This is a genomic window from Mycobacterium sp., assembly GCF_035697385.1.
Lineage (GTDB): Bacteria > Actinomycetota > Actinomycetes > Mycobacteriales > Mycobacteriaceae > Mycobacterium.
The window spans coordinates 1-11,217 of the sequence record NZ_DASSCY010000179.1 but is presented as its reverse complement, the minus strand read 5'-3'; the positions used below and the strand labels follow the sequence as shown (position 1 = coordinate 11,217).

General features: G+C 65.6%; 10 protein-coding genes. 6 read left to right on the top strand and 4 right to left on the bottom strand.

Features of this window, described 5'->3' with window-relative positions:
- Nucleotides 1-82 precede the first annotated feature (82 nt).
- Nucleotides 83-2,233 carry an alkaline phosphatase family protein gene (locus VFH65_RS14740; RefSeq protein WP_353322427.1) on the bottom strand — a complete coding sequence of 717 codons (2,151 nt, stop codon included), beginning with the start codon at nucleotides 2,231-2,233 and terminating at the stop codon, nucleotides 83-85.
- A gap of 165 nt (nucleotides 2,234-2,398) precedes the next feature.
- Nucleotides 2,399-3,028, bottom strand: coding sequence for a DJ-1/PfpI family protein (locus VFH65_RS14735; RefSeq protein ID WP_353322426.1), 630 nt, complete (start codon nucleotides 3,026-3,028; stop codon nucleotides 2,399-2,401).
- A gap of 245 nt (nucleotides 3,029-3,273) precedes the next feature.
- Here VFH65_RS14735 and VFH65_RS14730 point away from each other — a divergent pair, with 245 nt between their 5' ends.
- Genes VFH65_RS14730 through VFH65_RS14710 form a run of 5 tightly spaced genes read left to right on the top strand, consistent with a single transcriptional unit; the run spans nucleotide 3,274 to nucleotide 8,123 of the window.
- Nucleotides 3,274-5,895, top strand: a complete 2,622-nt coding sequence (locus VFH65_RS14730; RefSeq protein ID WP_353322425.1) for a sensor histidine kinase — start codon at nucleotides 3,274-3,276, stop codon at nucleotides 5,893-5,895.
- Complete coding sequence (locus tag VFH65_RS14725; RefSeq protein WP_353322424.1) at nucleotides 5,892-6,338, top strand: roadblock/LC7 domain-containing protein; 447 nt, start codon at nucleotides 5,892-5,894, stop codon at nucleotides 6,336-6,338. Before VFH65_RS14730 ends, VFH65_RS14725 begins: the two co-directional genes overlap by 4 nt.
- Entirely contained in the window at nucleotides 6,335-6,712 is a 378-nt protein-coding gene (locus VFH65_RS14720; protein ID WP_414688422.1) for a DUF742 domain-containing protein, read from the top strand. Before VFH65_RS14725 ends, VFH65_RS14720 begins: the two co-directional genes overlap by 4 nt.
- Nucleotides 6,693-7,277: a GTP-binding protein gene (locus VFH65_RS14715; RefSeq protein WP_353322423.1), complete on the top strand. Its 585-nt coding sequence runs from the start codon at nucleotides 6,693-6,695 to the stop codon at nucleotides 7,275-7,277. The genes VFH65_RS14720 and VFH65_RS14715 overlap by 20 nt, the downstream gene beginning before the upstream one ends.
- A gap of 39 nt (nucleotides 7,278-7,316) precedes the next feature.
- Nucleotides 7,317-8,123: an MHYT domain-containing protein gene (locus tag VFH65_RS14710; protein ID WP_353322422.1), complete on the top strand. Its 807-nt coding sequence runs from the start codon at nucleotides 7,317-7,319 to the stop codon at nucleotides 8,121-8,123.
- Here the strand turns inward: VFH65_RS14710 and trhA are convergent.
- Both trhA and VFH65_RS14700 read right to left on the bottom strand, forming a co-directional pair.
- Nucleotides 8,101-8,790, bottom strand: coding sequence for a PAQR family membrane homeostasis protein TrhA (gene trhA, locus VFH65_RS14705; protein WP_353322428.1), 690 nt, complete (start codon nucleotides 8,788-8,790; stop codon nucleotides 8,101-8,103). The two genes, VFH65_RS14710 and trhA, sit on opposite strands and share 23 nt — an antisense overlap.
- 284 nt (nucleotides 8,791-9,074) lie before the next feature.
- Entirely contained in the window at nucleotides 9,075-10,148 is a 1,074-nt protein-coding gene (locus VFH65_RS14700) for a trypsin-like serine peptidase (RefSeq protein WP_353322421.1), read from the bottom strand.
- A 161-nt stretch (nucleotides 10,149-10,309) separates the two neighbouring features.
- On the opposite strand from VFH65_RS14700, the gene VFH65_RS14695 reads away from it, so the two are divergent.
- Entirely contained in the window at nucleotides 10,310-11,098 is a 789-nt protein-coding gene (locus VFH65_RS14695) for an SDR family NAD(P)-dependent oxidoreductase (protein WP_353322420.1), read from the top strand.
- Nucleotides 11,099-11,217 lie beyond the last annotated feature (119 nt).

The window sequence follows — 11,217 nt, the reverse complement described above, 5'->3', positions numbered from 1 at the left end:
GCAACGTCCGGACAGGTCGACTGGGACGACCTCACCATCAGCTATAGGCGCCCGTACTTCTGGTGACAGCCGCACCAGTCAGTCACGCAACGATTCCCGCGTCGCACAATGACTCCGCGCCCGATCCGGACGCACCGCCGCGGCACGCCAAGACGGTGATATTCGGCACGGTCGCCTCCTCCGGCGTCGGCCAGGACGGCGCCGGCGGTGGGAACAGCGGGAAGATGCTGGCGCCGTACACCCCAGTCAGCTGCGCGACGATCTGCGCGGGGATGTTTGTCGCCACATACAGAAGGTCGCCGAGAATCGGGATCGGCGTCGTGCCGCCGCTCGTGAAGTCGAACACGAGGTAGGGCACCGTGGCGAAGATCGTGCGCAGGGTCAGGGCCACGTCGGTAAGGGGGTCGGGATAGTCGTTCGTGGCGATCGCGTCCTTGAGCGCCTGGTGCAGATCGACGGGATCGACACCGGGCCCGAGCGTCGTGAGCGACACGCCGTCGGAATTGACCGGCGGAGTGCCGCCGAAAAGCGTCACAACCGTCGGCGTGGTGTCAACGATTTCGTACTCCAGGTTGACGTACCCGTCGTTGAAGTCGGGGCCTTTCGCGATGACGAAAGTCTCTGTCTCATCCGGTGATTGGAAGCCGTGGCCGAATCCTTGCTGGGCCTGGTGACCGTGGTCGGTGACCACGATGATGGTCCATTCCCCCTCATCCGGGTGGGCAGCCTCCCACGCCTCCACGGCCGCCAAGATCTCGCCGAGGTTGTCGTCGACGTTCGTGATGGCGTCCTCGTACTGCTGCGATGCGCCGCCGTGCATGTGCCCGTTCTCGTCGACTCCTACGAAGTAGGAGAAGACGAAGCTCGGGACGCCCGCGGGGGTATCGCCGATCGCATCGACGGTAGCGTCGCCGACCGCGTCATCGGTCCGCGACCAGTTTGTGTCGCCCTCGATCTGCGGGATGAAGATGTTCGTGTCGACGGGGACCGAGCCGGCACCGGAGATCGCGTTGATGACGTTCCAGTTGGCAACGGCCGTGGTCTGGATGTTCGGATTGAGCGTCTCTAGTTGGTTGTACACCGTCGGCCACTTGTCGTACGTCCACGGGGTGAAGACGTTATTGATCACACCGGTCTTTTCGCTCCACTGACCGGTCAGAATTGCAGACCACGAGGGACCGGAGATGGTGGTATGCCCGACGATGCTCGACGCGGCTGTGGTGCTCTCATCCATCAGGGCGAAGAAGTTCTGGTTGTCGGCGTCGGCCAGGATCCGGCTCAGGTTCGTACCGTCCACGCCGATCAACAGCACGTTGGGTGTGGGATCCGCGACCAGCGAATCTTGGGGTGGGGGATCCACGAGCTGACTGACGGTCTGCTGGGACGCGGCATTCGTGGTGCTGCGGGATCGCAGCCGCTCCAACTCATCTCGCACCGCCGACAGCATCAGCGACAAAATTGGCAACTGGATCGGCGACCCGTCAACCAGGTCCTGCAGTGGTTTCAGCACCGCATCCACCAGATCCACGACGACGCTGACCAGCGTGGGGCTCTGCTGTGGCACTACTGGGGCGGGGGTCGTCGCAGTGACCGGCGCCGTGAATGTCGTCGCGGCCGTGGTGATCGCTTCGACCGAAGTTTCCGTGGAGGTGTCTTTCGCGGCGGTGTCGGCTACCGCTCCCGTGATGCGCGATTGCTGTCCACCGGTGACGGTCGATTCGACATCACCGGAGGTGTCGGCGGCGATAGCGGCGCGCAGACCGTGTCCGATCGATTCCCGTTGATCAGCCGAATCGACGCTCGACGAGTCCTCGACCGTGACGTCATCCGACGCGGCATCCGCGGGCGTAGCGCCCTCGTCACCTGTTACAGGCGGGGTCTCGTCGGAGCTGTCGCCGTCCTGGGCGTCTTCGCCTTCGTCGACGCTGTCATCGTCGGCGGGGATGTCGGTTTCTGCGGACGCTTCGTCGGCTGGGTCCGACTCTGACTCCGGATCCGAAGCCGACGATTCGGCGTCATCAGATCCATCGGTCGACGCCGCATCATCACCCGCCGAATCCGAGGAAGACGTGCTAGTTGACGACCCATCGCCGGTCGACGAGGAATCGCTCGCTGACGACGTCGAACTGGATGGCTCGGCATAGGCGACGGCCGGGGTGCTCGCCATGGCGACCCCCACACCCAACGTCACCGCCAGTGCTCCGACACGCCCTACGTACTTCGAGTAACCCATGACGGTTCCCTTCGTTTTCGTTCAACCGCCGGGACGACGCTGGGCGGCGCGAAAATCTGCTGTGCCGCAAATTACGCCCTACTCGCGGTTCGCCCGCCTGAAATCAACGAAGTGGTTCCGGACAGAGCGGACACCGCCCGAAAGGGCGCACGTCGGCGCCGGCTATCAATCGCCGAGCGCCGCAACCGCCATGTCGTAGATCGCTTTTGGCGCCTTCGACGGGGCGCCGGAGTCGAACGGGGGATGAGGATCGTATTCGATAGCAAGCTGAATCGTCTGCGCTACTTCGGGTCCCGCGATCTTCGCGGCGAGTGTGAGGGCAAGGTCTATGCCGGCGGAGACGCCCGCGCCGGTGATGATTCGCCCAGAGGTGACCACGCGTTGTTCGGTTGGTTGGGCGCCATAGGAGGCAAGCTCGTCGTAGGCGCTCCAGTGGGTGGTGGCTGGGACTCCGTCAAGCAGCCCAGCGGCGCCGAGCAGTAGCGCGCCCGTACATACCGATGTTGTCCACGTCGTGTGCGGGTGGGCCTCGCGGATCCAGTCGACGATCGGGTGCCCCTCTGCGGCGTACTGGCCCGCGATGGGACCGCCCGGCACCAGCAGTACATCCGGACGCGGCACATCGGCGAACGCCGTGTCGACGCGCAGGTGCACCAGGTCGTTGTGGTCGTCGACCACGCCCGGGTTCTCGGCGCAGATGACCACCTCCGCGTCCGGCAAATAGGTGAGCACCTCATACGGGCCGATTGCATCTAGGGCGGTGAATCCCTGGTAAAGGCCGATGGCGATGATCACGGGGTCCCCTTCGCGCGAGCTTTGCGTTCGACCGATGCCGCGGCCTCAAACGAGCGCCCCCAGTCTGCCGCCGACGAGGTCAATTTGTGCTGCATCTAGATCAAAAATTGGCGCACATGCGGCTATGCGATTCCGGCAATGTTGCTGCGTTACCGCGTCGATGCACAATCGTTATAAACCCTCTACCATTCGCGTCAGCCGGGTTTCTACTCGAACGTCAATTGACCGGCGGAGGGCGGTGCGGCATGGAGGCGGATGGTCCGAGCGTCGTCGAACGTGCGCATCCGACCGTGTCGCGGGCGTCGTTCGAAGGCTGGCCACTGCGCTGGAAAGTCGCGGCGATCATGGTGCTTCCCGTCCTGCTCGCTGCGACGTTCGGCGCGCTGCGGATCCAGAACGAACTCTCAGCGGCGTCGACGCTGAGCGTCGCGTCCGGCGACGCCGTGATCGTGGTGCCTGCGGTCGAGTTCGTCGAGCGGCTCGACGGTCTCGCATACGCCGCAGCTTCGGGGGCGCCGATCGAGGAACCGCTCGCTCAGTTCGACGCGAGCGCGACGACCCTGGCGTCGCTGACCACGTCCGCGGAATTCGACCCGACAGTCGCTGCGGCCCTGGTGACGGCATCCTCGACGGCGAAGACGATGCGCGACGAGATCGCATCCGGCCCAATGCCGCAGCTACGGATCGCCGAACAAGCGCAGAGTGTGGTGAACGGTGTCGTCTCGGCGATCGCGACGGCGACGGCGACTATCGACGACGGCGCCGTGCGCCCGCTCGCGGATCAACTCGTGAGCGTTCTTGCGGCGCAACGGGCGCTGACAACGCAGCGGGTGCTGGTCGCGGCGCCGGATTTCGCCGATTCGGCCGTGCTGCGGACCAAGGTGGCGGACGCGGCCGGTGCAGAGGCGGCTGCGATTGATCGGCTCGACCAGCTGACGCCAACGAGTGAAGGCACCGCGTTGCGCGCCGCATCCGACGCTCGGCGCGATGCGTACACCCGACCTCCGGCCGAATCCGTATACGTGCCCCGATTCATCACCTCGATGCGGACCAGCGCCGACCAATACCACGCTATGGCGCAACGACTTGCGTCCGACCTCGAGCGCACGGTGCATGCCCGGGCCAACGCGTTGCGGTCGGCGGCCCTGCGGGACACCGCGATCTTCCTCGGCGCGGTGCTGGCCACACTCGTCTTTGCACTCGGGGTCGGCCGATCGCTCATCCGATCGATCGGCGGCCTACGCCGCGGCGCACTGCAGGTCGCGCAGGTCCAGCTGCCCGAAGAGATCGATCGACTCAGCAAGGGCGGTGGCGTGCCTGAGATCACGGCGCTGCCGGTCCACACCAACGAAGAGGTGGGGCAGCTGGCGCGCGCGATCGACGACATCCACTTCCAAGCGGTCCGCCTGGCCAGCGAACACGGCGTCCGCCTGCAGATAGGCGAGATGTTCGAAACCCTCTCGCGCCGAAGCAAATCCCTCGTCGAGGAGCAACTGGCGCTGATCGAGACACTCGAGCTCGACGAAGACGATCCGGCCCGGCTCGATCATCTGTTTCGGCTCGATCACCTCGTGACGCGCATGCGCCGCAATGGCGACAACCTGCTCGTGCTTGCCGACACCGAAGAACGCCACCGCCGATCAGCGCCCGTGCCGCTACCTGAAGTGCTGCGCGCTGCGATGTCCGAGGTCGAAGAGTACCGCCGGGTCACGCTCGCCCCTACCGGCGACGCCTCCATCGTCGGCGCGGCGGCGGGTGATGTCGGCCACCTGATCGCCGAGCTGCTCGACAATGCACTGCGGTACTCGCCGCCGGATTCATTGGTATCGGTGACGGTCTCGCGCGCGGTCGACGCCGGCATCCTGGTCGAGGTCGCCGATCGGGGACTCGGCATGTCCGCGGAGGACTTGCACGCAGCCAACGAACGACTCGCCGTCGGCGGCGAGGTGACTCCCGAAACCGCCAAGCGGATGGGCCTTTTCGTCGTCGGCCGGCTTGCTCGGCGCCATGACGCAACTGTCCGGCTCCGCGCCACAGATGCGTTGAACGCCCAGCCCGGTGTGACAGCGAGCGTGTACCTGCCCGGCAAGCTGATTGCCCCGCCGTCCGAAATCGCCGATACCGTCGACGATCCGCTTGCCGGTTCGTTCGGCGACGCGCCGCTTCGGTCCACAGAGCGCAGACGTATACCGGACCGTCAGTTCGAGAGCGAACTCGACGTCGGCGCCGCCAGCACACATGCCGACGAGGGGCGTCCGCCGGCGACCACTCTGGCCAGTGAATCGGCCACCCCGGTACACAACGGCAGCTCGCTCCCGAAGCGGTCGCCTGGTGCGAGCGGTGTCAACGGCGTCGCCAGCCCTGAGGACGGACGGACAGCCGCGAAGCCGGAGCCGGCCGCCGAGGAGGAGCAGCCGGTTCGCCAGTCGACATCGAATACGTTTGCCTACTTCACCACTCGGTCAACACCCGAGGAGGCGCCTTCACAGGACGTGCCAGCCCCGTCCGCCCCGCCCGAGACCGAGAGTGCGCCGATCTACGAGGGGATGGTTTCCGAATGGCTGATGGATCCGACCACGCTCGAATCACGCGACAGGGTTTGGGCGACGCCTGCTGACGCTGGCTGGGCCGCCGCCGAGAACGCGGTCGAGCAGAAACCGCAGCGGCACACCGATGCCGGACTGCCGATCCGCGAACGCGGTGCGCGACTAGTGCCAGGTCACGCCAGGAACGGATCCGAGGCCGGCGCCGACGTGGGGCGCGACCCCGCGGCCGTTGGAAACATGCTGAGCCGAGCGATGGCCGGTGTTCGCAGCGGACGGGCCGAAAGCACTGGAGCACACCGCCGAATCGAAGGAGACCGATGAACACCGCCAGCCAACAGGACGGTCGGTCCGCGAACCACGCTCCCGCGACCAACCGCACACTCGACTGGTTCGTGTCCAACTTCGTCCGTGACGTGCCAGGCGTGACACATGCGATTCTCGTGTCGGCCGACGGCCTGCTGATGGCGTCGAGTTCGCATCTGCCCGCTGACCGTGCGGACCAATTGGCAGCTGTGACATCGGGTTTGGCGAGTCTGGCTAGCGGCGCCGCCCGGCTGTTTGAGGCCGGTGAGGTCCGCCAGTCGATCGTTGAGATGGACGATGGCTACTTGCTGTTGATGGGTGTCGGCAACGGATCGTATCTCGCTTCACTGGCGTCGATCTCGTGCGATGTCGGGCAAGTCGGGTACGAGATGGCGGTGCTCGTCGACCGCGTCGGCAAGGCCGTAGAGGCGACTCCGCGTGCGACGCAGGGAGTTCGATGACTCTGAGCATGGACAGGCCAGAGACGAATCGATCACCCAGCCGCGCCCGGCCGTACACGCTCACGGGCGGGCGAACCCGCTCCCGGTTTGAGCTGCCGATCGAGGTTACGGTGGAGACTCTGGTGTCCAGCGTCGAGCTCGATTGGGAGCCAGGCGATGTCCGCACCGTGATCGTCCAGTTGTGCCGCAACCGGCCGTCGATTGCCGAGATCTCGTCCTACGCCGCTCTGCCCATCGGGGTGACCCGGGTGTTGGTGGGGGATCTCGTGGAGAGCGGCCATCTTCGTGTGCATGCCACGCTGACCGACCGTTCGACCGCAACGGAGCGGCGCCGACTGATCGAAAGGACCCTCAGTGGGCTACGCGCGCTCTGACTCCGCAGGCACGGCGTCGTCGACGAAGATCGTGATCGCAGGCGGGTTCGGCGTCGGCAAAACCACGTTCGTCGGCGCGGTGTCGGAGATCGTGCCGTTGCGCACCGAGGCCCTCGTTACGAACGCCTCGCACGGCCACGATGACCTCGAGGTGATCCCAGGCAAGCAGAGCACTACGGTCGCAATGGATTTCGGCCGGATCACGATCGCAGACGACCTCGTGCTGTACCTCTTCGGCACACCGGGACAACGCCGGTTCTGGTTCATGTGGGATGACCTCGTGCGTGGCGCAATCGGTGCCGTGGTGCTGGTGGACACCCGCAGGCTCGAGGAGAGCTTCGCAGCCGTCGACTTCTTCGAGGCGCGCAACCTGCCGTTCCTCATCGCTGTCAACGATTTCGAGAGCGCCCCGACCTACGCCGTCGAGGACCTGCGCGAGGCCCTAGCCGTGCGGCCGGGCGTCCCGATCATCGGCGTCGATGCTCGGCAACGCAATTCGGCGAAGAATGCGTTGATCGCGATCACCTCCTATGCGCTTGACCGTCTGCCTACGACGGTGCCCTGATCCATTGTCCGCCTTCACAATCCCGCTGAGGAACCCATCATGAGCAGTCACGTACACCACTTCGACATGGGCCTGTGGCTGCTGTTTCTGGCGTACATCGTCTCGGTGACCGGCTCGGTCGTCGGGCTGGCGTGCACCCGTCACAGTGCTGCGGCGTCCGATACACGCGATCGGCTGCGCTGGCTCGCCATGGCGGCGATCGCCATCGGCGGGGTGGCGATCTGGCTGATGCATTTCATCGCGATGCTCGGCTTCGCGATCCCGACCAGTGTGGTCCGGTACCACCTTGGGTGGACGGTCGCGTCGGCGGTGCTGTCCATCTCGGCAGTGTTCGTCGGGCTGATCACCATCGGCCGGACCGTCGATCTGCGCCGGCTCATCGCCGGCGGCGTGATCACCGGCCTTGCCGTCGCGCTAATGCACTACACCGGCATGTGGGCAGTACAGACTCAGGGCACCATCACCTACGACAAAGCGCTTGTCGCCCTTTCGGTCGTAATCGCCGTCGTAGCCGCAACGGCCGCTTTGTGGTTCACGCTGGTCCTCGAGTCCCCAGTGCTGCGATTCGCCGCAGGGCTCGTCATGGGCGTCGCTGTCGTCGGAATGCACTACACGGGCATGGCCGCAGTCCGTGTGACCGTCGATCACGCCGCGCCGGTGCCCGGCGGGCCCGAGGTCTTCTCGTTCCTGTTCCCGGTCTTCGTGATCGGCTTGCTTGCGCTGGCCGTGCCGATCACCGCCGTGATGCTGGCTTCTGATCGTGGTGCTACCGAAGAACCCACATCACGCCCCCTCGCTTCGTCGACGGGGCGACATGGCGCGGTTACACCACGATCAACCAGATAGCGACGTAGTGGCAGGCCGCCGCGGCGGCGGTGAAGGCGTGAAAGAACTCGTGATAGCCGAACGTCTGTGGCCACGGGTTGGGCCAGGAGAGTCCGTAGAGAATGGCGCCGATGTTGTAGAGCACCGCTCCGGCGACGAGCAGCAGCACGGCGGTGACGCCGGCACCCTGCAGAAGTGTTGGCGCGAACCAGATCGCCACCCAGCCGAGCAGTAGGTACATCGGTACGCCGACGGCCCGTGGCGCCAACGGCCAGAGCATCTTGAGCGCGACGCCAGCGGCCGCTCCGGTGTACACGACGATGAGGACGAATCTTCCGGTGGCGGCCGGCATCGCCAGCAGCGCGAACGGGGTGTAGCTACCGGCAATGAACACGAAAATCAATGAATGATCGGCACGCATCATCCATCGCTCGGCGGTAGGGGAACGCCATTGCACTCGGTGATAAACAGCGCTCACGCTGAACATCGCGACGATGGTGGCGGTGTAAATCAGCGTGGCCCAGCCGGCCTTCGGTGACGTCGCGATCCAGGCGACGGGCACCAGGGCCGCGCCGCCCACGATGAACACGGCCGCCGAGCAAAGATGTATCCAGCCCCGTGCACGCGGGTTGCCGAGGAGGTCGGTGACGGTGTCAGCGAGGACCTGAGGCAGGTCCTCGTCAACGATTGCGGCCGGTCGGCTAAGCGCCGAAGCCGACGACGCTGCCTCGGTATCTCCGATGATCACGTTGCGCTGATCGCCGATGGGTGATCGCTCAGAAACGTCTCCGAATTCGAATCAAGGGGGATGCGGATACCGCAGCGTATCGCCATCGGCGGTGACACCGGACATCGGACGCGGCGCCTGCTGCCCATGCTGACGAGCGGCACCCGCCCGTGACGCGACCGTCAATTAACGACAGGACGGCAACCGCGCCCGCGGCCTGTGGGCCGCGGGCGAGCTTGTTGACGTCAGGTTCGCCAATTGTCCAACCCGAATCTGACGAGGTCGGTCATCGCCCGTTGGCCCGCGTAAACGTCCCGTCTCGGATCGAATTCGTCCTTCTCGTGCCCGCTCGTGACGCCGATGGCGTAGGGATCGGTGCCCGCGAAGTACCAGAGCGGTCCGCCCGACCAGCCGTCCGAGACATGGTGCACTGTTTCGTACTCCCTGCCGGGGGCGTCATCGTCGATATCGCGGATGCCGAGAGCGAAATTGACCGCAGGACGGCCCCCGAAGGTATCCGGGTAGCCGGACGATGTGTAACTACGACTCTCGATGTCGCTGTCCCCTGCGCTGCGCGTGCCCATCCACCCGAGCGCGTTGCCGAGCGGTTGGTACAGCCTGCACACGGCGTAGTCGTAGCCGAAGACCTCGCCGCCCTGTGGCCGATAGCCACGATATTCGGACACGTATGACGAGCCGAATGGTGTCGGGTTCGGGTCGCCATTTCGATACGCGGGGATGAACTGCACCCACCAGTTCGCTTGGTCCCACGGCATGACGTGTCCGGCCGTCAGGACGAGATTCGGGCCGACCAGGAACCCGGTCCCGCCTCCTGTCGGGGTGAACACCTTTCCGATCGTGCGCCACGGGTACGGGAACCGCTCCGCCTCGGCCGCGAAGGGCTCCATAAACATCCGATCCGTGGCGAGACCGGACTGCGTGGCGGCGACCGGATACGGCGCGAGTTCGGGGAGGTATCGCTGCTCGACCCACGGCGGGCGATACCCCTCGGTGTGTGCGTCGTCGTCCGGTGATGCTGCATCGGGGTCGAATTCGAGTTCGGTCTGCGTGAGTCCCGGAATGGTGGACCTGATCTGGCCGTCCGACTCGAGGACACGCCAATCAGCGGTCGCTCCGGGTGGTTCACCGACCTGGAACGCTGTGTTCGGGGCGTAGTTCGACCGGATGTAGATTCCGCTGTCCGGTTTGATCAGCGCGGCCATGTCGGGCGGCATCGTCGCCGTGGCCGGAATGGGGTCGGCCGCGCGCATCTCGTCCAGCGTCAGCCCGGGCGCCAGAGTGGTGGTCGGTGTGGTCATGGGTCCTCCCTCGCGATGGACGTAGACGTGTGTCTACGTCCCGCGATCATTGCGAGGACCGCGTGATTGCCCCGTTACTATCGCGTTCCCGCCAAACGCCTTTCACGGTCACATCGAGCATGGGAACCTACAGCCCGACGATGAGGTCAACAGGAGGATTCATGGTGAGCGCTGATCGTGCCGCATCCCGCACCTTCGTCGTGACCGGTGCGGCATCAGGCATCGGGCTCGCCACTGCGCAGCGCCTGTTAGCTGACGGCGCTACCGTCGTCGGCGCCGACCTGACCTCCCCGCCCGACCTCGGCGCGCGGTTCACGTTCGTGGCTGCCGATGTCACCGACGAAGCGGCGGTCGCCGCTGTGCTGGACGCCGTGCCGGATCGCCTCGACGGCGTTGTTCACTCCGCCGGCGTTGCCGGTGGCGGCCCGGTTCATCTGCTGGACCGGGCCGAATGGGACAGGGTGATCGGAATCAACCTCACCGGCACCTTTCTGGTGGCCAAGGCGGCCCTGGCCAGGATGATCGACCAACCACGAGTCGACGGCGAGCGCGGCTCGATCGTCACCATCGCCAGCATCGAGGGTCTGGAAGGTACGGCGGGCGGCAGTGCCTACAACGCCTCCAAAGGTGGCGTCGTGCTGCTCACCAAGAACATCGCACTCGATTACGGTCCGAGCGGCATCCGGGCCAACGCCATCTGCCCCGGCTTCATCGCAACACCCATGACCGACAGCGTGTTCGGCATGCCCGGCATGGAGGCTCCGCTGGGCTCCATCACCGAGGAGCATGCCTTGCAACGGTTAGGCCGCCCGGAGGAGATCGCGGCGATGGCGGCCTTCCTGCTGTCTACCGACGCCTCCTTCGTCAGCGGTCAAGCCATCGCCGTCGACGGTGGCTACATCGCAGGGCGCGATCATGGAGTGGTTGCGCTCTTCGGCTTCCCCAAGTGAGGCGGGCGTAGCGAAATCGGTGACAGGAGAACGGCAATGACGTCGACAGTCGAAGCGGGCGATCAGGTCGTCGCGCTGGCCTTCGGAATGCGGGACCTCGTGCGGGCCGAGGCCGCCGA